General features: G+C 59.7%; 21 protein-coding genes. 12 read left to right on the forward strand and 9 right to left on the reverse strand.

What is annotated here, in order from left to right; translation table 11 throughout:
* From ABI213_RS19390 to ABI213_RS19425, 8 genes are all read left to right on the forward strand, one after another.
* Nucleotides 1-1019 (forward strand): ATP-binding protein (locus ABI213_RS19390; RefSeq protein WP_348028319.1); only part of this gene is annotated, 1019 nt, incomplete at its 5' end.
* Between the two features lie 188 nt (nt 1020-1207).
* Nucleotides 1208-2131: a tripartite tricarboxylate transporter substrate binding protein gene (locus ABI213_RS19395; protein WP_348005493.1), complete on the forward strand. Its 924-nt coding sequence runs from the start codon at nt 1208-1210 to the stop codon at nt 2129-2131.
* Nucleotides 2128-2574 carry a tripartite tricarboxylate transporter TctB family protein gene (locus ABI213_RS19400; RefSeq protein ID WP_348005486.1) on the forward strand — a complete coding sequence of 149 codons (447 nt, stop codon included), beginning with the start codon at nt 2128-2130 and terminating at the stop codon, nt 2572-2574. The genes ABI213_RS19395 and ABI213_RS19400 overlap by 4 nt, the downstream gene beginning before the upstream one ends.
* Nucleotides 2574-4070 carry a tripartite tricarboxylate transporter permease gene (locus tag ABI213_RS19405; protein WP_348005485.1) on the forward strand — a complete coding sequence of 499 codons (1497 nt, stop codon included), beginning with the start codon at nt 2574-2576 and terminating at the stop codon, nt 4068-4070. Before ABI213_RS19400 ends, ABI213_RS19405 begins: the two co-directional genes overlap by 1 nt.
* 243 nt (nt 4071-4313) lie before the next feature.
* Entirely contained in the window at nt 4314-4598 is a 285-nt protein-coding gene (locus tag ABI213_RS19410; protein WP_348005484.1) for a hypothetical protein, read from the forward strand.
* Nucleotides 4599-4621: 23 nt separating this feature from the next.
* Nucleotides 4622-5656, forward strand: a complete 1035-nt coding sequence (locus ABI213_RS19415; RefSeq protein ID WP_348005483.1) for an ABC transporter substrate-binding protein — start codon at nt 4622-4624, stop codon at nt 5654-5656.
* A gap of 1 nt (nt 5657) precedes the next feature.
* The gene (locus ABI213_RS19420) at nt 5658-6467 is read left to right on the forward strand and encodes an ABC transporter ATP-binding protein (protein WP_348005482.1); all 810 of its coding nucleotides are present in this window, start codon (nt 5658-5660) and stop codon (nt 6465-6467) included.
* A 16-nt stretch (nt 6468-6483) separates the two neighbouring features.
* Nucleotides 6484-7311 (forward strand): ABC transporter permease, encoded by an 828-nt coding sequence (locus ABI213_RS19425; protein WP_348028321.1) that lies wholly within the window; start codon nt 6484-6486, stop codon nt 7309-7311.
* A 120-nt stretch (nt 7312-7431) separates the two neighbouring features.
* Here the strand turns inward: ABI213_RS19425 and ABI213_RS19430 are convergent, their stop codons facing one another.
* Nucleotides 7432-9093, reverse strand: a complete 1662-nt coding sequence (locus tag ABI213_RS19430) for a Na+/H+ antiporter (RefSeq protein WP_348005480.1) — start codon at nt 9091-9093, stop codon at nt 7432-7434.
* Nucleotides 9094-9864: 771 nt separating this feature from the next.
* Nucleotides 9865-10116, reverse strand: a complete 252-nt coding sequence (locus ABI213_RS19435; RefSeq protein ID WP_348005479.1) for a hypothetical protein — start codon at nt 10114-10116, stop codon at nt 9865-9867.
* On the opposite strand from ABI213_RS19435, the gene ABI213_RS19440 reads away from it, so the two are divergent.
* The 3 genes from ABI213_RS19440 (at nt 10115) to ABI213_RS19450 (ending at nt 13045) form a co-directional block, all read left to right on the forward strand.
* Nucleotides 10115-10978, forward strand: coding sequence for a tripartite tricarboxylate transporter substrate binding protein (locus ABI213_RS19440; RefSeq protein ID WP_348005478.1), 864 nt, complete (start codon nt 10115-10117; stop codon nt 10976-10978). The two genes, ABI213_RS19435 and ABI213_RS19440, sit on opposite strands and share 2 nt — an antisense overlap.
* An 85-nt stretch (nt 10979-11063) precedes the next feature.
* Nucleotides 11064-11528 carry a tripartite tricarboxylate transporter TctB family protein gene (locus ABI213_RS19445; RefSeq protein WP_348005477.1) on the forward strand — a complete coding sequence of 155 codons (465 nt, stop codon included), beginning with the start codon at nt 11064-11066 and terminating at the stop codon, nt 11526-11528.
* Nucleotides 11529-11539: 11 nt separating this feature from the next.
* Nucleotides 11540-13045, forward strand: coding sequence for a tripartite tricarboxylate transporter permease (locus ABI213_RS19450; RefSeq protein ID WP_348005476.1), 1506 nt, complete (start codon nt 11540-11542; stop codon nt 13043-13045).
* Nucleotides 13046-13089: 44 nt separating this feature from the next.
* Here ABI213_RS19450 and ABI213_RS19455 read toward each other — a convergent pair whose 3' ends face one another.
* The 7 genes from ABI213_RS19455 to ABI213_RS19485 all read right to left on the reverse strand — a co-directional run bounded on the left by ABI213_RS19455 (nt 13090) and on the right by ABI213_RS19485 (nt 19053).
* Complete coding sequence (locus tag ABI213_RS19455; protein ID WP_348005475.1) at nt 13090-14118, reverse strand: LacI family DNA-binding transcriptional regulator; 1029 nt, start codon at nt 14116-14118, stop codon at nt 13090-13092.
* Nucleotides 14115-15101, reverse strand: coding sequence for a D-glycerate dehydrogenase (locus tag ABI213_RS19460; protein WP_348005474.1), 987 nt, complete (start codon nt 15099-15101; stop codon nt 14115-14117). The genes ABI213_RS19455 and ABI213_RS19460 overlap by 4 nt, the downstream gene beginning before the upstream one ends.
* Nucleotides 15098-16048: a sugar kinase gene (locus ABI213_RS19465; protein WP_348005473.1), complete on the reverse strand. Its 951-nt coding sequence runs from the start codon at nt 16046-16048 to the stop codon at nt 15098-15100. Before ABI213_RS19465 ends, ABI213_RS19460 begins: the two co-directional genes overlap by 4 nt.
* A gap of 1 nt (nt 16049) precedes the next feature.
* Nucleotides 16050-16838 carry an amino acid ABC transporter ATP-binding protein gene (locus tag ABI213_RS19470; RefSeq protein ID WP_348005472.1) on the reverse strand — a complete coding sequence of 263 codons (789 nt, stop codon included), beginning with the start codon at nt 16836-16838 and terminating at the stop codon, nt 16050-16052.
* A gap of 10 nt (nt 16839-16848) precedes the next feature.
* Complete coding sequence (locus tag ABI213_RS19475) at nt 16849-17655, reverse strand: transporter substrate-binding domain-containing protein (RefSeq protein WP_348005471.1); 807 nt, start codon at nt 17653-17655, stop codon at nt 16849-16851.
* 64 nt (nt 17656-17719) lie between these two features.
* Nucleotides 17720-18373 (reverse strand): amino acid ABC transporter permease, encoded by a 654-nt coding sequence (locus tag ABI213_RS19480; protein WP_348005470.1) that lies wholly within the window; start codon nt 18371-18373, stop codon nt 17720-17722.
* Nucleotides 18374-18381: 8 nt separating this feature from the next.
* Nucleotides 18382-19053 carry an amino acid ABC transporter permease gene (locus tag ABI213_RS19485; protein WP_348005469.1) on the reverse strand — a complete coding sequence of 224 codons (672 nt, stop codon included), beginning with the start codon at nt 19051-19053 and terminating at the stop codon, nt 18382-18384.
* Between the two features lie 274 nt (nt 19054-19327).
* Here ABI213_RS19485 and ABI213_RS19490 point away from each other — a divergent pair.
* Nucleotides 19328-19668 (forward strand): class I SAM-dependent methyltransferase (locus ABI213_RS19490; RefSeq protein WP_348028323.1); only part of this gene is annotated, 341 nt, incomplete at its 3' end.

A 19668-nucleotide genomic window follows, 5' to 3' on the forward strand; every position in this document is an offset into this window, starting at 1 on the left:
GTGTGGGCACCTATGTGCGGGTGCTGGATAAGCCGCTGGCTGGGCAGCCACCCGGGCAGCGATTGGTAATCCAGGTGGCGGAGACGCTACAGTCCCGGCAAGACTTTACCCGGGCGCTGGTGTGGAATTCGGTGGCGCGCGACATCTTACTCTTGGGGGCCGCTACAGCGTTGATGGTGGTGGCGGTTGGGTGGGCGCTGCGCCCACTGCGGCGTTTGCGCAACGATGTGCAGGCACGGGCGGCTCAAGACCTCACACCCATTTCATCTCAAGGCATTCCAGCGGATGTCAAGCCTTTGGTGGATGCCATTAATTTTCATATTGACCGTAGTCGGCAGCATGCCGAGGCACGCCAGCGCTTTGTCGACGATGCTTCGCACCAACTGCGTACGCCGCTGGCGACGCTGACCACCCAAGTGAACTTTGCACTGCGCGAGGCCAATCCCGCCAACCAGCGCGAGGCAATGCTTGCCATCAAGGCGCAACTGGAAGAAACCGTGCGCCAGACCAATCAAATGTTGGCGCTTGCACGCGTTGATAGCGCAGAGGTCGTGATGGAGGCGGTGGATGTCCGGGCCTTGGCCGAGCAAGTCACTCGGCAGTGGTGGTCAGATGCCCGTACCCTTGGTATTGACCTGGGGCTTGATGCGCCTGCGCAGCCTATGTTGTGCGCAGCACAACCAGCACTGGTGAAGGAGGCGTTGTCTAATTTATTGCACAACGCGATTCGTTATTCGCCGCGCGGGGCCCAGGTGACCGTTCAGCTCCGGCAGGCGCTAAACGAGGTGGCAATCACAGTACAAGACACCGGTCCAGGCATGCCTGCACCGGAGCGGGCCCGTGCTGGCGAGCGGTTTTTTCGGGGGGCTGGAGTGAGCCAGCCGGGCTCTGGTTTGGGACTGGCGATCGTGCGCTCGGTGGCTGAACGCCATGGTGGTGCCATGCGTGTCGCTGAGGGTCCAGACGGTCAGGGGTTGGCGGTGTCTATGCTGTTGCCGCGCGCTGTCGCAAACGAGTGAATCAGGGTTTCCCCGCGGGCTTTTGCGATTTTTTTGAAAGGTACCCGAAAGCCTTGAATTGATAAGGTCCAGCCACTTTCTGATTCAAAAGGCGAATTGGAGGGGTACCCCCTAAACCTCGTGGAGACACCATGACACTGAAAAAATCCCTGATTTCACTATTCCTGGCTGGCACGGTCGGCGCAGCAATGGCCGGCCCACTCGACAAAACCGAATGCATCGCAGCAGCCAAGCCAGGCGGTGGCTTCGATCTCACTTGCAAACTGGCTCAGGCTGCCTTGCAGCAAGGCAAATACTCGGCCGACCCGATGCGCATTACCTACATGCCTGGTGGTATTGGTGCGGTGGCCTATAACACCATCATTGCGCAGCGCCCGGCTGAGGCCAATACCCTGGTGGCGTACTCAGGCGGCTCGCTCTTGAATATTGCGCAGGGCAAGTTTGGCCGCTACAACGAAAATGATGTGCGTTGGTTGTCAGCCGTCGGCAGCGATTTTGGTGCAGTCATCGTGGCAGAGAACTCGTCTTTCAAAACCCTGAAAGACCTGGTTGCTGCGGTTAAGGCTGATCCGTCCAAGGTGGTGTTTGGTGCTGGTGGCTCTATTGGCAGCCAGGACTGGATGAAAGCGGCGTTGACTGCCCGTGCGGCCGGCTTGAGCCCCAAGGCGATGCGCTTTGTAGCCTTTGAAGGCGGTGGCGAAGCCATCACAGCGCTGCAAGGTGGCCATGTGCAGGTGTATTCGGGAGATGCTTCCGAGGCCGAAGAGCAGATCAAGGCCGGGGCCAAAATTCGCGTGCTGGCGGTCATGTCCGACAAGCGCCTGGAAGGCGGTCTGGCCAACGTGCCTACGGCCAAAGAGCAGGGCATGGATGTCGAGTGGCCGATCATTCGTGGCTTCTACCTGGGCCCTAAGGTCAGCGATGCCGACTACAAGGTCTGGGTTGACACCTTCAACAAGATGATGGCGACACCTGAATTCAACAAACTACGTGCTGAGCGCGGCTTGTTTAAGTTTGCGATGACGGGTGCTGAGCTCGATGCTTACATTAAGCAACGCGTGGCTGCTTACCGCACCATGGCGGCCGATTTTGGTTTGAATGTTGTCAAATGAGCGACCGTCTTCTTGGAGCGATCTGCGTAGTGGCGGGCGCAGGCATGGCCTGGGCTGCGCAAGGTTACGCAGCAGCCATATCTTATGAGCCGGTGGGGCCACGCGCTTTTCCAATGCTGCTAGCCGGTCTTCTGGCTGCGGCAGGTGCCTGGCTGGTGGTGCGGCCCAGTGCACAGACCTTTGGCATGGAGCGGGCCCATTACAAGCCGTTTTTGATGTCGGTGGCAGCGGTGTTTATCTACGCCGGGCTATTCGAGACCCTGGGGTTCACCCTGGCAACCTCGCTAATGGCTTTGCCTGTAGGCATGGCGTTTGGCGGCAGCTGGAAGCAGTCTTTGGCCGGTGGTATCGGCATTGGATTGGTGCTGTTTTTGCTATTTGACAAGCTGCTCGACGTGGTGCTGCCCACCGGATTGCTGTCGTTCGTTCTAGGGGGGCGCTAATGGATACCTTGCAATACTTGATGACCGGCTTTGGCGTGGCGCTGACACCCACCAATTTGCTGGTAGCCGCGTTGGGTGGTTTGATTGGCACCATGGTCGGTATGTTGCCCGGGTTGGGGCCTATCAATGGCGTGGCAATTTTGATGCCCCTGGCCTTTGCACTCAAGCTGCCGCCTGATACCGCGTTGATTCTGTTGGCAGCGGTCTACATGGGCTGTGAATTTGGTGGTCGCATTTCGTCGATCCTGCTGAATGTGCCGGGCGATGCGGGTGCAATCATGACTGCGTTAGACGGCTATCCCATGGCCAAGAACGGTCAGGCCGGTGTAGCACTGTCCATCTCGGCCTGGAGTTCGTTTGTCGGGTCGGCTGTCGCCACCCTTGGCATCGTGCTGTTTGCGCCGCTGTTGGCGCGCTGGGCTTTGGCTTTTGGCCCGGCAGAATACTTTGCACTGATGTGTTTCGCCTTTGCCTGCATCACCGGCTTGATGGGTGATGCACCCATAAAGGCAGTTTTGGCGGCAGTCATTGGCTTGTCGCTGTCCACCGTTGGGCTCGACTCCAACTCGGGGGTTTACCGCTTCACTGGTGACAACCTGCACTTGTCGGACGGTATCCAGTTCATTGTGGTGGTGATTGGCGTGTTTTCGATCAGCGAGATTTTGCTGATGCTGGAGCAGCACCACAGCAGCGCTGGCATGCTCAAGATCACCGGGCGAAGCATGTTCAACATGAAGGAATTGGTCTATACCCGCTGGGTCGTGTTGCGGTCGTCTGTGTTGGGCTTTGTGGTTGGCGTGTTGCCAGGTGCTGGTGCCACCATTGCCAGCGCCATGGCCTATTCCACTGAGAAGCGACTGGCTGGTGCCTCTGGTACGTTTGGTGAGGGTGATATCCGTGGCGTGGCTGCACCAGAGGCTGCCAACAACGCATCTGCTGCGGGGTCTTTTGTACCTATGCTCACACTCGGTGTGCCAGGCTCGGGGACCACTGCAGTGATGGTGGGGGCGCTGTCTCTCTACAACATCACACCCGGCCCGGCACTGTTTTCACAGAACCCGACGCTGGTGTGGGGGCTGATTGCCTCGTTGTTCGTTGCCAATGTGATGCTGCTTTTTATCAACATTCCGATGGTTGGCCTGTTTACCCGTGTGCTGCGCTTGCCTAACTGGGCGTTGGTACCTGGCATTCTGGCAATCAGCGCGGTGGGTGTGTTCTCGGTCCATGCAACCACGTTTGACTTGATGCTGATGTCGGGTCTGGGTGTGGTGGGCTACTTGTTGCGCAAACAAGGTGTGCCTATGGCCCCGTTGATTCTGGGCTTTGTGCTGGGCGACATGATGGAGCAAAACTTGCGCCGTGCCTTGTCGATCACCAACGGCGAGCTGGGAATTTTGGTGGATAGCACGATCTGTCGGGGGCTGTGGATCGGTGCAGTGCTGATGGTGGTCGTGCCACCGCTGCTGCGCATGGCATCGAAACGCAAAGTGGCGTGACCTGCCAGTGCCCTACGTAGGCAGGTAGCTATCAACTGGGCCAAGTTGCGAGAGGATGGGATGGCGCGCCGGAATGGACACTATCCCATCCTTTCGTACTTTTTGAGACGGCGGGCATACCCGCAAGACACCTTGGTTCGAGGGTTATCGGCCGTAACCGCTTCATAAGAATACCCATGAGGCAACCGCAATGAACTGCTCTATGGGTTTGAGCTTATGTGGACAGGGCGGAAGCTTCAATAGATGAATGTTGACCGGAGCCTTGAGGCCAACACTACGCTGCCAACCCACGCTATCGATGAGCATGACAATGCGCTCGTCGGGTTGGCGAGCCGAGACCTTGTTGAGGACTGGCTTCAGGCAGTCGATCCACCCGTCGCGTCACCACTGTACTGCTTGTCGATTGTTTGCCGCACCATTTGGCACAATGATTTTGATAGCTTATTGCCCTTGCTGGACAAGGACAAAATGCTTTTTGCCAAGTCGTATGATGATAGGATGGCCGCCATCAACGAAGCCGCCTGTTGATCTACATATTTGGAGACAAAACCATGCAAAGACGCGAATGGATCGCTGGTGCCATTGGAGGCATCGCCACCGCCGCCATACCCCAATGGGCCGCGGCACAAGCCCTTGAGAAACCCGCTGTGACGCTCGCCGTGGGCGGTAAAAATCTGTTTTATTACCTGCCGCTGACCATCGCGGAGCAACTGGGCTACTTCAAGGCGGAAGGGCTGGACGTCACCATTGTGGACTTTGCCGGTGGCTCCAAAGCGCTGCAAGCGGTGGTCGGCGGCAGCGCTGATGTGGTGTCGGGCGCGTTCGAGCACACGATTGCCATGCAGGCAAAGGGCCAGGCCATGCGCGCCTTTGTGCTGCAAGGCTTAGCGCCGCAGATCGTGTTAGGCATCAACCCCAAAACTATGCCCAACTTCAAGTCGGTCGCCGACCTCAAAGGCAAGAAAATTGGAGTAACCGCGCCGGGTAGTTCCACCAACGTAATGGTCAACTATGTGCTGGCCAAGGCTGGCCTGAAACCCAGCGACGTGAGCTTTGTCGGTGTGGGCGCAGGCAGTGGAGCGGTCGCGGCCATGCGTTCGGGGCAAATCGACGCGGTGAGTAACCTGGACCCGGTCATCACCCTGCTGCTGCGCTCGGGCGACTTGAAGATCGTCACCGACACCCGCAACGTCGCCGAGGCAGAAAAAGTGTTTGCAGGCCCCATGCCCGCCGGTTGCCTGTACGCGCCGCAGAGTTTTATCGACAAGAACCCCAACACCGTGCAGGCCCTGACCAATGCCATGGTGCGGGCGGACAAGTGGATCCGCCGTGCGAGCGCGGGCGAGATCATCAAGGTGGTGCCTGAAAGCTACTTGCTGGGGGACCGTGCGGTTTATATCGATGGGTTCCTGGCCGCACAAAACGCGCTGTCACCCGACGGCATGATCCCGCCCAAAGGTGCCGAGACCGCCTACAAGGCACTGGTCAGCGTGGATGCCAAGCTGGGCAGCACCAAAATTGACCTGAACGCCATCTACACCAACGAGTTCGTCAAAAAGGCCAATGCTAAGTACCCCAAAGGCTGACGTGGCGGCTGCGCTTGCGCTGCAGGGTGTGGCCTGCACCTTCACGGACCGGAACAACCCAGGTCAACGCTACACCGCCGTGCAGGACGTAACGCTGTCGGTGGGTGCCGGTGAATTTGTCAGCGTGGTGGGGCCGACCGGCTGCGGCAAAAGCACGCTGCTGAATGTGGGGGCCGGCTTGCTGACTCCCAGCGCGGGCACGGTAAAGGTGTTTGGCGAGGCCCTGCACGGACTTAACCGGCGTGCCGGTTATATGTTCCAGGCCGAGAGCCTGATGCCCTGGCGCACCGCGCTGGGCAACGTGATGGCCGGGCTGGAGTTCCATGGCGTGCCGCAGGACCAGGCACGCGCGCAAAGTGAAGAATGGCTACGCCGCGTGGGCCTGGGCCGCTTTGGCGACCGCTATCCGCACCAGCTCAGCGGTGGCATGCGCAAGCGGGTGAGCCTGGCACAGACCCTGGTGCTCGACCCCGACATTATTTTGATGGACGAGCCTTTTTCTGCGCTGGATATCCAGACGCGCCAGCTCATGGAAAACGAGCTGCTGGCGCTATGGCAGTCTAAAAAGAAGGCCGTGCTGTTCATCACCCACGATCTGGACGAAGCCATTGCCATGAGCGACCGCGTGGTGGTGCTCAGCGCCGGGCCGGGGAGCCACCCGATTGGCGACTTTGTGATTGACATCGAGCGTCCGCGCGACGTGGCCGAAGTCAAGACGACGCCCCGCTTCATCGCGCTGCACCAGGCCATTTGGGCCGTGTTGCGCGAAGAAGTGCTCAAGGGCTACCAACAACAACTTACGGCGGCATAAAGCACGCATACAGCACATGTGGACCTGGTTGAAGCCGCGCCGCGGCAATTTGTGGATCTGGCAGCTGGTGCTATTGCTGCTGCTGTTTGTGTTTTGGTATGTGATGACGGCGCCTGGGCTGATTCCGCCGATGATGTTCAGCAACGAGAGCCAGGCTGCGTTCTTCTTTGGCGAGCCGGTCCAGGTGGGCAAGCGCATCTGGGCCTGGTTTGTGGTGGATGCCGACATTTACAAGCACCTGGGCATCACCCTGGCCGAGACGCTGATGGCCTTTGCCATCGGCTCCGGCTTGGGCCTGGCGGGCGGCTTGTGGCTGGCGCTGGCCCCCATGGCCTCGGCCATTTTGGAGCCCTACATCAAAGCCATGAACGCCATGCCGCGCATCATCTTGGCACCGATTTTCTCGGTGTGGTTTGGACTCGGCATGGGCTCCAAGGTTGCGTTGGGTGTCACGTTGGTGTTTTTCATTGTGTTTTTCAACGTCTACCAGGGTGTGAAGGAGGTCAGCCACGTGGTGCTGGCCAACGCGCGTATGCTGGGTGCCGACCGGCGCCAGCTGCTGCGCCATGTGTACCTGCCCAGCGCTACCAGCTGGGTGTTCAGCTCGCTGCACACGTCGGTTGGCCTGGCGTTTGTGGGGGCGGTGGTGGGCGAATACCTGGGATCGAGCTCGGGCGTGGGCTACCTGATTCTGCAGGCCGAAGGCAGCTTTGACATCAACACCGTGATGGCCGGCATTGTGGTGCTAACGGTGTTTGCCCTGGCACTGGACAGCTTGGTGGGCCGCATCGAGCAGCGGCTGATGAAGTGGCAGCCCAAGACCGGCGAGACCGAGAAACTCTGAGCGCAAGAAGGCCTTACGAGTCGGTTACGGCTGGGGCAACTGCGACTGTTTTTCTGCTTGGCAATGGAATGGTCGGCATGCATGGCGGCGACATGAATCGCTAAATGACTGCTGTCCTGGTTAGATAAGTTGCCTGGCTTCTAGCAGGTCCAGTTCTCGCACCAGCTTGCGGGCCGTGCTGCTTCCCAGCCGCCTTGCGCGCAGTTCACGAAACAGTGTGCTGCGCTCGGCACGCAACGCGGCCAAACGCATCTCGCGTTCAATGGCATCCACGCGCTGCGCTTGCGCCAGGGTCTCGGTGCTGCCGTCGCGGTTGTCCATGCGGGTTCGGTACAGTGCCAGCAAGCGTGCTGCCGCGGCGGTGTATAGCGCTGCGTCGGGGTGGTCTGCCGGGCGCTCGCGCTCCAGGGACTCGATAGCGGCCACTGCAGCGCGGGCTGAGCCCAGCCGGGCTGTATCTTCTTCCTGCGCCTGCGCGGTGTCTGCCGGTTGCACCAGACTGTTCAGCAATAGGGGCAACGCCACCGCAGCCAACACCAGGGATAGCGCGATCACGCCCATGGCCAGCGCGATGACCAGGGTACGCGCAGGGAAAGGGGCACCCCCAGGCAGCATTAAAGGCAAGCCCAGCACGCCAGCTAGTGACACCGCGCCGCGGACGCCGGCTAGCGACATCACCGCGATCATGCGCAAGGTCAGGTCTTGCGGCGTGGCCAGCGCATCTGGCGTGCGGTTGCGTCTGAACAGCCGCAGCCGCAGCGAGACAAACACCCACGCGAAGCGAATCGCGACCAGTGCGGCGGTGATGGCCACCACGTACAGCCCCAGCCACGCCAAACTCTGCGGGCCGCCGCCGGGCCCGTCAGGCTTGTTGAACTCCTCAACGATGCCGTGTAGCTGCTCACCCAGCAGCACAAAGACTGCACCGTTGGCTGCAAAGCTGATAACGTCCCAAAAGGTGCTGCGGCGTATCCGCGTGGTGGCGCTGGCCTTGCCAGAGCTTTCCACCACAGACATCGTCAAACCGCCGGCTACGGCTGCTAGCACGCCTGAGCCGCCCAAGCGTTCGGCCAGCATGTAGCAGCCGAAGGGAATCAGCAGGCTGATCAGGATCTGTGCGCCACTGTCCTCGCCCAGTCGCCGTGCGGCAGCGTTCTTCATGGTGGTTAGCAGCAGCGTCAGGCCCACTCCGGTTACTACACCGGCAACGGCTAACCAGGCGAAATTGAGTATCGCGGTCTGCACCGAGAAGCTGCCCGTCAGCATGGCTGCTAGAGCGAGCTTGAAACACACCAGGCCAGAGGCGTCGTTCAGTAACGACTCGCCTTCCAGTATCCGCATCATGCGCGGCGGCATGGGTACGCGGCGGGCGATGGCCGAGACGGCAATCGGGTCGGTAGGAGACAGCACCGCAGCCAGCGCGAAGGCAACGGGTAGGGGTATCGCCGGAATCAGTGCATGAACGAACAGACCTATGCCAAGCACCGCGAGCACTACCAGGCCCAGCGCCAGTTGAACCACGCTGCCCCGGTCCTTTAACAGCTCTTCGCCCGGTATGCGCCAGCCGTCCAAGAACAGCAAGGGTGCCAGCAGCAAGAGGAAGAAGACCCCCGGTTCCAGCGTGACTACTAGTGACGGGAATAGGCCCATTACTACGCCGAAAGCCACCTGGATCAGAGGCTTGGGAATCGTGAAAGGCAGGCTTGACTCCAGCGCCCGTGAGAGTAGGTCGCTAAGCACTACGGCGAGCAGCAGCAAGAGGGTGATGGTGACGGAGTGCATGGGGTAGTGACGGGGCGGTCAGTCAAGAGTCGGGACCAGCGAGCGGCCGCCGAAGCAGATCACGGTGGAAAAGCCCAAGAATAGCCTGCGCAAATTGCCAATTTTTCTACCGTTATACCGGCTTGGATGTGCGAGGTCTGTTCGACAGCGCACCAACAAGGCTGTGCAGACGTTCCTGTAATCGAACTATCCAACGCAGGCGCACGCCTGCAAATCTTCGACGGCCTGCCACCGTACGGGGTACGGATGGCGGTAGGGAAGGTCGCCAAAAGCACATTTACGTTGCAGCCATTCACCGCGCCCCAATTGGTTCGCCAAACCTCGGTAGGAGGACAGCCCAGAAGTCCGCGGCCACGCCGAAATTCTCGTTGGCGGCATGTTCGGAGTGATGCCCTGGCGATCGCGAGAGACGCAGGTGGGATGGACATCGGCCAAGCCATCCACCCGCATCCCGCGCTAGGCGAGTCCATCGGCATGGACGGGGAATTGGCGCACGGTAGTTACGCAGACTTGGCGTCTGCCAAGAAGTGATAGCTGCGATTCATTTTTTGCTACGAATTTGGCAGCTGGCAGCGCAACCAATACAGGCGCTAAGCGTATTTTTACTGCTCGAAAATTGCCTGTAATAAGGTATCAGTACGGCCGATGTTGATTGGGTCGAACTGCAACCTGCGCGAGACGAATGCCCCGGGTATTGGCCTCGTTCCGCGCAGAACTACACCGCCGTCCCAGTTTGCCATCCGAACCAGATGGACTGAGGGTTTCCCATAGTTACCTAGTGGTTGTTCTATTTTTATAATTTATGAAACCGGTTTCATTTAAACGTGGAAACTTGCCGAATCGCGCTTTATTAAAGAGGCCGCTGTCATTTCGACACGCTGCCGCAGACGAACTTTTCCCCATAGCAGCAACAAAAGAGGTAGACATGAAACGCAGAAACCTGATCCTTGGTTCGATGGCATTGGCTTCCAGCATGTTGGCGATGCCTGCTTTTGCCGCTTTTCCGGATAAACCCATCACCATGATTTGTCCTTGGACTGCGGGTGGTGGTACCGATACCTTGCTGAGGGCGTTGTCCAAAGAAGCCGAAAAGTACCTGGGCCAAACCATTAACGTGGTTAACCAAACCGGTGGTGGCGGTGCGATCGGGCACAACGCCATCCGTGCGGCACGGCCAGATGGATACACCGTGGGCATGATCACCTTCGAACTCAACTCTTTGCCGCCGCAAGGCTTGGTACCGTTTACCTGGAAGAACTTTGACCCGCTGATGCGCATCAACTCCGACCCTGCAGCGCTGACTGTGCGTACGGATGCGCCCTACAGCACCGTGCGCGGTTTCATGGACTACGCCAAAAGCCATCCTGGTGAGATCACCGTGGGCAACTCCGGGCCCGGTTCGGTCTGGCATATTGCCGCCGGGTTGGCCGCGGAAAAAACGGGTGTGACCGTCAAGCATGTTCCGTTCGATGGGGCCCAGCCCGCGGTGACGGCCCTGGTAGGTGGGCACATCAAGGCCGTGGCCGTGTCGGTGTCGGAAGTGCGTGGTCAGGTGCAGGCCGGCAACCTGAAGATTCTGGGTGTGATGTCCTCTGAGCGGGACAAGCTCTTCCCCGACGTACCGACCTTCATTCAGCAGGGCGTTGATGTGCAGTTCTTCACTTGGCGTGGTCTGGCCGGTCCCAAGGGCATGCCTGCCGATGCCAGGGCAAAAATTGTCGCGGCGTACAAGAAGGCATTTGACTCCCAGGATTTCAAGGACTTCGCCGCCAAGGCATCGCTCAACCTGTCTTACCAGGACGGTCCTGATTTCAGTAAATTTCTGGACCAGAACTACCGAGACGTGGACGCGGTAATGACCAAGCTGGGTCTGGCGAAAAAGTAAGGTGTTGTGGGGGAACGGGGCCGACTGGATACTTTTTTTTCTAACGGATGCCAGTGATTAGTGTGAGATTGGAATGGGTGGGCCTATGAAAACTGCAGACATCGTTGGGGGACTGATCGGAATGCTGATCGGTGTCTTCATTTTTTGGCAAAGCTCGACCATGCCGACCGACGTGGTCATGAAAATCGGCCCCGGTTTCTTTCCTAGCCTGCTGGCAGTCGCACTGTTTTTGTTCAGCGCTGTGTTGGTGGTGAATGCACTGCGTGGCAGGAGCAAAGGCGAGTTGCAACCCCTAAGGCTGTCCGACAAAGGCCTGCAGCGCGGCCTGATGATGTTGGCTGCCGCCGTGAGCTTTGTTGCGGTGCTGGAGCCATTGGGCTTTATTCCGACATCGATTATTTTTCTCACCCTGATGGTTTTGGTGATGGGTTTGCGCAAGCCTGTGCTCATTCTGTGTGGACCGGCCCTCATCACGGCGGGTGTCTGGGGGGTGTTCGAGAAGGCCCTGCATCTGTCCTTGCCAGCCGGCATTTTGTCCAGCATTTTGTAGGGGCACACACCATGGATTTCAATTGGGGCTTGATGTTGTCAAGCTATGGCACCGTGTTTACGCCCAGCATTCTGCTGATGATCTGTGTCGGCACCACTGCTGGCATCGTGATCGGTGCTTTGCCGGGTTTAACGGCCACCATGGGCGTTGCTTTGTTGGTTCCGCTGACCTTTGGCCGCCCGGCGCTGGAGAGCATCTCCATGCTGATCGGTATTTACTGCGGTGCCATGTATGGCGGGTCGATATCGGCCATTCTGATTCGCACGCCGGGTACACCGGCCGGTGCGGCCACGGTGTTGGACGGCTATCCCATGGCCAAGCGGGGCGAAGCAGGCAGGGCCATGTCCATGGCACTATTTGCCTCCTTTTTCGGCGGTGTGATGGGGGCACTGATCATGACCTTCGCCTCGCCGTATATTTCCAGTATTGCGCTGGAGTTTGGGCCGATGGAGTACTTCGGGCTCGCGATTTTTGGGCTGTCGGTCATTGTCTCTATTTCAGGGCGCTCGCTGATCAAGGGGGCCATGTCGGCCTTTCTGGGCTTGCTGATCGCCTCCATCGGGTTTGATCCCATTTCAGGCTTTCCACGGTTCACCATGGGCATGATGGAAATGATGGAGGGCCCTCCTTTCATTCCCACCTTGATCGGACTGTTTGCGGTGTCGGAGGTGTTCAACGAAGTCCAGAAGACCGGCCAAATCCAGCAGGCCAAGGCCAATCTGGATCGCTACCTGCCGACCTGGGCCGACATCAAGGCCACCTACAAGACACTGATTCGGTCGAGCTTGATCGGCACCGGTATAGGGGCTATTCCCGGAGCAGGGGGCGACATTGCCGCGTTCGTCGCCTATGGCGAGGCCAAACGGGCATCCAGTGAGCCAGAAAAATTTGGCACCGGTGAGATCAATGGGGTGGCGGCCAGCGAAAGCGCCAACAACGCCTGCTCCGGTGGTGCCATGATTCCTCTGCTGTCGCTGGGCGTACCCGGTGATGCCGTGACCGCGGTGTTGCTGGGTGCCTTCGTCGTACAGGGGTTGCAGCCCGGGCCTATGCTCTACAAGGAGCACATGGACGTGGTCTACCAAATTTTTGCTTCCATGATGCTGGCCCAGTTCGCCATGCAATTCATCGGCATGGCAGGTATCCGTCTGTTTGCCAAGGTGATTCTGGTAGACCGTGCCATTCTCACGCCCGCGATTTTTGTGTTGTCCATGGTGGGCGCGTTTGCCATGCGCAGCAATATGTTTGACGTCTACACCACGCTGGCCTTCGGCATTATTGGCTACCTCATGGCGCGCTACGACTACCCCTTGTCACCCATTTTGCTGGCCTTGATTTTGGGACCGATGGCGGAATCGAATTTGCGCCGTGCCCTGGTGATTTCAGGGGGTGATGCGGCGATTCTTGTCAGTCGCCCTATTGCCGTGGGCTTGATGGTGTTGGCGGTGGCATCTTTGGTGATGTCGATTCGTGGCCATCGCAGGGTGGAGGCGCGTCTGGCAGCCTTAGGAGCTTAATGAACAACAGTGCCAAATGCAGACCGGCCTCTGACGTTGGAGCGTCAGCGGGCGGGGCGGCGTAATGAAGACCCACGTACCACCAGTTGCCCCGGTAGTAGTCGCTCACGTGCGGGGCTCTGTAAACCACCCAGCCGCTCCATCAGGCACTGGGCGGCACATTGGCCTATGGCATCGGTGGGTTGGGCCACCGCACTAAGCCCTGGGCGAATCAGCGGTGCCCATTCGGGATCGTCCACGCCCACAAAACCCAGGTCTTCTCCAAAGCTCCAACCCAATTGGTCGATCGCCGCAGCAACGCGAAGCGTGACCACCGAGTTGCCGGTCACGATGGCCGGTGGTCGCTTGGTGCCTGCGGCGGCCCGCCATTGCTGCAGTAACGGAACCAGCGCAGCGTTGTCGTCGGTGTGCAGCTCCTGCACCTTGCCATGCACAGCCGCTCCGTGCCGTTGTACGCACTGGCGAAAGGCTTCCATGCGTTCCAGCCGTGAACTCACACCAACCATCGGCTGGGTCAGGTACAGCAAGTCGCGCCAGCCCTGGTCGACCAGATGGTCACAAGCACTGCGGATGGCCTGCGGGTTGTCCAGGGATACAAAGTCAGCGTCCAAACCCGGATGCCGCCTGTCCACCAACACCGCCGGAATGCCTCGCAGGGCGGCCATATCCATATGCCCGTCTTCTTGCCCCTGGGTGTTCAAGATGAAGCCGTCCACTTGGTAACTGGCTAACGCGTCAATGGCCACGCGCTCACGCGACCGATCATTACCCAGGTTGAACAGCATGACGAGATAGCCCGCTTCCTGGCAGACTTTTTCCGCACCCCGCAAAACCGCCACGGAGTAGGGGTTGGTAATGTCGGCCACCACCAGCCCGATCAGCCGCGAGCGGCCATGGCTGAGCGCTTGGGCCATGGGGCTGGGCGAATAGCCCAACTTGGCAATCGCTGTTTCGACGCGGGCCGCAATATCGGGACTCAGCAGACGTTCGCGGTGGTTGAAATAACGCGACACCGTGGCCTTGGAAACACCGGCCTCGGTGGCTACATCAACAATCGTGGGGCGTCGGCTCATAGCCGGCGATTGTCGTACACCGCCTTAGGCTTTTGCCCGGCCAGGGCATCCAGCAAATTGTCCGTAGCCAGCACCGCCATAGCGTGTCGTGTCTCATGCGTGGCAGATCCAATATGGGGTAATGGCGTGATCCGTGGATGGGTGCGCAGCGGCGAATTCAATGGCAAGGGCTCTTGCGCAAAGACATCCAAGCCCGCCGCACGCAAGCTTCCACAGTCCAATGCGGCCAACAGGTCGGCTTCCACCACGGTAGCACCGCGCCCGCCGTTGATGAAGATGGCACCGGGCTTCATGGCGGCAAACATTTTGGCGTTCACCATGCCCCGGGTGCTTTCGGTGAGTGGCAGCATGGCGACCACAAAGTCGGCGCGTGCCAACAGCTCGTCTTGGGGCAGGCGGTGGGCCAGTCCCTGCAATTCCGGAGCAGTCGCGGCCAGGTCCATGGGGTTCCGTGTGCTGTACACCACCGGCATGCGAAACCCCAGCGCCGCCCGGCGCGCAATAGCTTGGCCTATGCGGCCAAAGCCCAGCAGCCCCAAGGTTTTGCCATGTACATCGAAACCAAACAAATCTTCCCCAATGTTGCGCTGCCAAAGGCCTTCCCGTACCAGCTGCGACAACTCCACCACTCTGCGGCTGGTCGCCATCAACAGCGCAAAGACGGTGTCGGCCACGGTTTCGTCCAGCACGCCAGGGGTATGGCATAGCAAGATGCCGCGGTCTTTCAGCGCATCCAGGTCGTAGTTGTCCACGCCCACGGAAATACTGGACACCACACGCAACTGCGGAGCACGCTGTAGCAGGGGGCTATTGATCGGGTAACTCGAACCGATCAGACCATGGGCCTCGGCCAGTGCCGCTTCAAACTGTAGGCGCTGGGCCGGGTCTTTGGGGTCTGCGCAGACTACATCGTGCTCGGCTTCCAGCCGCGCCAATTGGTCCGGCGGCAGCGCACGAAACACCAGTACGTTTTGGCGCGTCATAGCAAGGCCTCTTGTAGTTGCGCGCGGGTGGGTAAGCCTTCGGTATCGCCTAGTACCTGGACCGCCCGCGCTCCTATCCACGCGCCGCGCTGTACCGCCGCAGGCACCGTTAAACCCTCCAGCAAGGCGCTGACCACGCCCACGGCAAAGCCATCTCCAGCCCCCACGGTATCCACCACTTTGGCCACCGGGCAACCCGCCACATAGCCTGTTCCGGCCGCGTCACTGTCGAAATACGCTCCATCGGCCCCCAGCTTGACGACCACCAGCTTCGCGCCGCGTTTCCGGTAGAAACGCGCAATGTCTTCCGGGGAGGTCGCGCCCGTGAGCAATACGCCTTCTTCCAGACCCGGTAGCACCCAATCGGCATAGCGCGACAGCTCGTTGATCCAATGGCGCATGACCTCGGTCGACTCCCACAGCGCAGGGCGCAGATTGGGGTCAAATGAAATGGTGCGCCCGGCGGCCCGCATTACTTCCAGTGTGCGCACCGCCGTCTGCAAGCTGGTGGGCGAGATGGCGGCAAACACCCCGGTGGCATGCAGATGGCGTGCGCTGCGTAGCCAGGGCTCGTCCACATCGGCGGGTGTCATTTGGCTGGCGGCCGAGCCCTTGCGGTGGGATTCCACCAGGGGGTCGCGTCCGTCGGTCACGCGTTCCTTGAACTGGAAGCCCGTGCGTTGGTCTGCCTCGCAGCGGACGTGCGAACAATCAATGCCTTCGGCCTGCATGGTGGCGAGCAGGGCACGGCCTATGGAGTCGGTGCCCAGGCGGCTGGCCCACCCCACCCGTAGCCCCAAGCGCGCCAACCCAATGGCTACATTGGTCTCGGCACCCGCGGTGCGTTTGTAAAAGCCAGTGGCGTGTTCCAGTGGACCCGGCTCATTGGCCACCAATAGCAGCATGGCCTCGCCAAACAGGGCTACATCGAATGCGAATGTTGTCATTTCAGGCGTGGTGTGAGGTCAGGATCTGGCCCAGGAACTGGCGGGTTTTCTCGTGTTGCGGCTGCGCAAAGAATTGCTGGGGCGGTGCCTGTTCCAGTATTTTTCCGTCGGGCATAAAGATGACCCGGTCGGCCACGTTGCGAGCAAAGCCCATTTCGTGGGTCACACACAGCATGGTCATACCGTCCTCGGCGAGGCCCATCATGGTGTCCAGCACCTCTTTGACCATCTCTGGGTCCAGCGCCGACGTAGGTTCGTCAAACAGCATGACCTTGGGCGACATGCACAGCGCACGCGCGATGGCCACCCGCTGTTGCTGCCCGCCCGAGAGTTGGCTAGGGTATTTGAGTGCCTGCTCGGGAATGCGCACCCGGGTTAGGTAGCGCATGGCAATCGCCTCGGCCGCTTCCTTGCCCATGCCCTTGGAGCGCATCGGGGCCAGGGTGCAGTTTTCCAGAATAGTCAGATGGGGAAAGAGGTTGAACTGCTGAAACACCATGCCGACTTCTGCGCGCACTGCATCCACATTTTTGCCACCGGCTGTCAGCTCAATGCCATCCACCACGATGCGGCCTTGTTGCACCGATTCCAGGCGGTTGATGCAGCGTATCAACGTGGACTTGCCGGAGCCCGAGGGCCCGCAGACCACGATGCGTTCGCCGGGGCGCACCGACAAGTGGATGTCGGTTAACACCTGAAAGCGGTCGTACCACTTGTTCACCCCTTCCATGCGGATGATGGGTTCCATTGCAACGCCTTGGGCGCCCGCGTTCGTGACTGCGTCCGTCATGGCCTGTCCTTTATTGCAGCTTGGGCAGATCGGTTTCCAGCCACTTGCGGTAGAGCTTGTTCAGCTCACCGTTGGCGGTGTTGCGGGCCACAAAATCGTTCATGGCTTTGCCCAACTCGTCCTGTCCGGGGCGACTGGCAATGCCCATCGCCTGTTGCACCAGGTTGAACTTGTTCTCATAGGTATTGGGTGGCACGCGTTTGGCGATTTGGGCCGCTACGGTGACCGAGCAGCCAATGGCATCTACCTGGCCCGATATCAACGCCTGCATGGCGGAAGCGTCGTCGTCGAAGCGGCGAATTTCCACGCCCTCGGGGGCAGCCTTGGTGACGGCAACGTCTTGTGTGCTGGCGCGGGCCACACCCACACGGACACCCTTGAGGTCGGCAGCGGATTTGATGCTGGTGGTGGTTTTGCCATACAGCACGATGGTGGCTGCAGCGTAGGGCTGGGAGAACTGCACCTGCTTGGCACGCTCTGGCGTGATGGCCAAAGAAGCCACCAACACGTCCACCTTATTGGTCAACAGGAATGGAATCCGGTTAGGGCCGGTCAATGGCACGATGTTGACCTTGACACCTAGGTCTTTGGCCAACAGCTTGGCCACATCGGCGTCGTAGCCATCCGGCTGGTTCTGCGCATTGGTGGTGCCATAGGGCGGAAAGTCCACCAGCATGCCGACCGAAATTTCGCCCTTTTTCTTGATATCGGCTACCGACTGCGCCGAGGCATGGGTGGCAAATACGCCCAGTGCGGTTGCCAGCCCCAAGGCTGCCAGCGCAGAGGTGGCAGTGCGGCGTTGCAGGGAAATAGTCATGGTGTGTCTCCTGAGGGTGGATGAAAGAAACGGAAAACGATGCGCTTGCCTTGACGCTTACGGCTCAGCGCGCCAGCGTCTTGGCACGTTGGCGCTCCATGCGGGCCGCCGCTAGCGACAAAGGCCAGCAAATTACGAAGTACAAAGCCGCTACCGTGGCAAACACCTGCAAAGGCTGGAAAGTGGCGTTGTTGATGATTTGGCCGGCCCGGGTGATTTCGGTGAAACCAATGATCGCGGCGAGCGACGTGCCCTTGATGATTTGCACCACATAACCCACGGTGGGCGGCAGCGCAATCTTGAAAGCCTGGGGCAGCACCACATAGCGCATGCGGGCCACGTAGCGCAGATTCAACGCCTGCGCTGCCTCCAGCTGCCCGCGCGGCACCGCCTGGATGCAGCCGCGCCAGATTTCACCCAGAAACGCCGCGCTGTTGAGTACCAGCGCGATGCCAGCGGCCAGCCAGGGGTTGATGTCCAGCCCCAACACTGGCGCGCCAAAGAAAATCAAAAACAGCTGCAGTAGCAAAGGCGTACCCTGAAACACCTGGATGAATACGGTGGCTGCGCCGCGGACTGCGGCATGCTCGGCGGTACGGCCCAGTGCCACCAGCAGGCCCAGCAGGGAGCCCCCGACAAAGGCGATGGCGGAGAGTGCCAGCGTCCATTGGGCCGCTTGCAGAATAAAGAAAAATTCGTTGGTGCCAAAAGTGCGCATGGTGGGCCTCAGCGACGGTCAGGGTAGTTAAGCGCGTGCTGGTAGATCAGCTTGAACAGCGCCGAGAACGACAGGGCCAGGGCCAGATAGATCACCGCTACGACGATGTAAATCTCAAAACTGCGGAAGGTTTGCGACTGCAGGTTGGCGGCCACCGAAGTCAGGTCGTCTGCCGAGATTACGGACACCACGGCCGAACTCAGCATCAGCAAAATGAACTGGCTGGTCAGGGCCGGATAGATCGCCTTCAGCGCAGGCTTGAGGATGATGAAACGAAAGATTTTCGAGGGCGACAGGTTCAGCGCCCGACCGGCCTCGATCTGCCCCTTGGGGATGGACTCAATGCCCGCGCGCACGATCTCGGCGGCATAAGCGCCCAGGTTCACCACCATGGCGGTCAGGGCCGCGGTGTAGGGCGACCAACGCAGGCCAATCGACGGCAGGGCAAAGAAAAAGAAGTACAGCTGGACCAAAAAAGGTGTGTTGCGGATCAGCTCGATATAGGCATTCACCACAAACCGCACCCAGCCCGGCCCTGAGGTCTTGCCCCAGGCACAGGCGATGGCCACCACCAGGCCCAACAGGGTGGCCGTAAGCGAAAGTTGCACGGTGATCCAGGTGCCCTTGAGTAGCAAGGGCCAGGCGGCAAACACAGCGTCAAATTGGAATTGGTAATGCACGGTGGAGTCATTTTTCAGGGTTGCCGCAAGTATATGAAACCGGTTTCATTTGCAAATACGGGATTACCCGAGACTGCAGAAAAAGGCCGAAATGGTGGTCACCCACCACGCCTTTACCCATGCCGACATCTAGATGCGCGCCCATGTGCCACCAGCACGCCAGTAGTTCAACCGTTTGAAAATGCTATTGTTTCAGTAGCTGGTTGCGCATACTCTGTAAGCGCTGAGCGGCTTTTCTTTTACTATTGGGGTTTGATTTTCAGTCTGCCATCCCATGCACGCCTTACTCCACGCCATCGCCACGATGGACCTCTCCACCGATGTCCGGCGCATCTTCCACGGTCGGGGCGGCCTACACCCTGGCTGCGAACACTGGGCGCTGGATGTTTTTCCGCCTGTATTTGTACTCACCAGCTTCCAACCTGCTAGCGACGACGTATTGGCTGTGGTCGGCACCGCACTCGCCGCGCGCTGGCAGCACCTAGTGCCCGGCCAGCCGCTGAACTGGGTCTACCAGTGTCGCTTTGATGGCCGTACCGAGACGCGGCTGATGGCGGGGGAAGTGCCCGAGCCCCACGTGGTCACGGAGCAGGGTGCGCGCTACCGCGTGCATGT

Origin of the sequence: Rhodoferax sp. (assembly GCF_039922535.1) — a bacterium.
Lineage (GTDB): Bacteria > Pseudomonadota > Gammaproteobacteria > Burkholderiales > Burkholderiaceae_C > Rhodoferax_B.

What these genes read in the sequence shown, in the direction of transcription:
- ABI213_RS19480 (WP_348005470.1), bottom strand. Translation starts at nt 18,373, where the DNA reads ATGCGCACTTTTGGCACCAACGAATTTTTCTTTATTCTGCAAGCGGCC.
- ABI213_RS19440 (WP_348005478.1), top strand. Translation starts at nt 10,115, where the DNA reads ATGATTTGTCCTTGGACTGCGGGTGGTGGTACCGATACCTTGCTGAGG.
- ABI213_RS19410 (WP_348005484.1), top strand. Translation starts at nt 4,314, where the DNA reads ATGAATGTTGACCGGAGCCTTGAGGCCAACACTACGCTGCCAACCCAC.
- ABI213_RS19400 (WP_348005486.1), top strand. Translation starts at nt 2,128, where the DNA reads ATGAGCGACCGTCTTCTTGGAGCGATCTGCGTAGTGGCGGGCGCAGGC.
- ABI213_RS19395 (WP_348005493.1), top strand. Translation starts at nt 1,208, where the DNA reads ATGGCCGGCCCACTCGACAAAACCGAATGCATCGCAGCAGCCAAGCCA.
- ABI213_RS19445 (WP_348005477.1), top strand. Translation starts at nt 11,064, where the DNA reads ATGAAAACTGCAGACATCGTTGGGGGACTGATCGGAATGCTGATCGGT.
- ABI213_RS19430 (WP_348005480.1), bottom strand. Translation starts at nt 9,093, where the DNA reads ATGCACTCCGTCACCATCACCCTCTTGCTGCTGCTCGCCGTAGTGCTT.
- ABI213_RS19415 (WP_348005483.1), top strand. Translation starts at nt 4,622, where the DNA reads ATGCAAAGACGCGAATGGATCGCTGGTGCCATTGGAGGCATCGCCACC.
- ABI213_RS19435 (WP_348005479.1), bottom strand. Translation starts at nt 10,116, where the DNA reads ATGGTGATGGGTTTATCCGGAAAAGCGGCAAAAGCAGGCATCGCCAAC.
- ABI213_RS19470 (WP_348005472.1), bottom strand. Translation starts at nt 16,838, where the DNA reads ATGACGGACGCAGTCACGAACGCGGGCGCCCAAGGCGTTGCAATGGAA.
- ABI213_RS19475 (WP_348005471.1), bottom strand. Translation starts at nt 17,655, where the DNA reads ATGACTATTTCCCTGCAACGCCGCACTGCCACCTCTGCGCTGGCAGCC.
- ABI213_RS19455 (WP_348005475.1), bottom strand. Translation starts at nt 14,118, where the DNA reads ATGAGCCGACGCCCCACGATTGTTGATGTAGCCACCGAGGCCGGTGTT.
- ABI213_RS19460 (WP_348005474.1), bottom strand. Translation starts at nt 15,101, where the DNA reads ATGACGCGCCAAAACGTACTGGTGTTTCGTGCGCTGCCGCCGGACCAA.
- ABI213_RS19450 (WP_348005476.1), top strand. Translation starts at nt 11,540, where the DNA reads ATGGATTTCAATTGGGGCTTGATGTTGTCAAGCTATGGCACCGTGTTT.
- ABI213_RS19405 (WP_348005485.1), top strand. Translation starts at nt 2,574, where the DNA reads ATGGATACCTTGCAATACTTGATGACCGGCTTTGGCGTGGCGCTGACA.
- ABI213_RS19465 (WP_348005473.1), bottom strand. Translation starts at nt 16,048, where the DNA reads ATGACAACATTCGCATTCGATGTAGCCCTGTTTGGCGAGGCCATGCTG.
- ABI213_RS19425 (WP_348028321.1), top strand. Translation starts at nt 6,484, where the DNA reads ATGTGGACCTGGTTGAAGCCGCGCCGCGGCAATTTGTGGATCTGGCAG.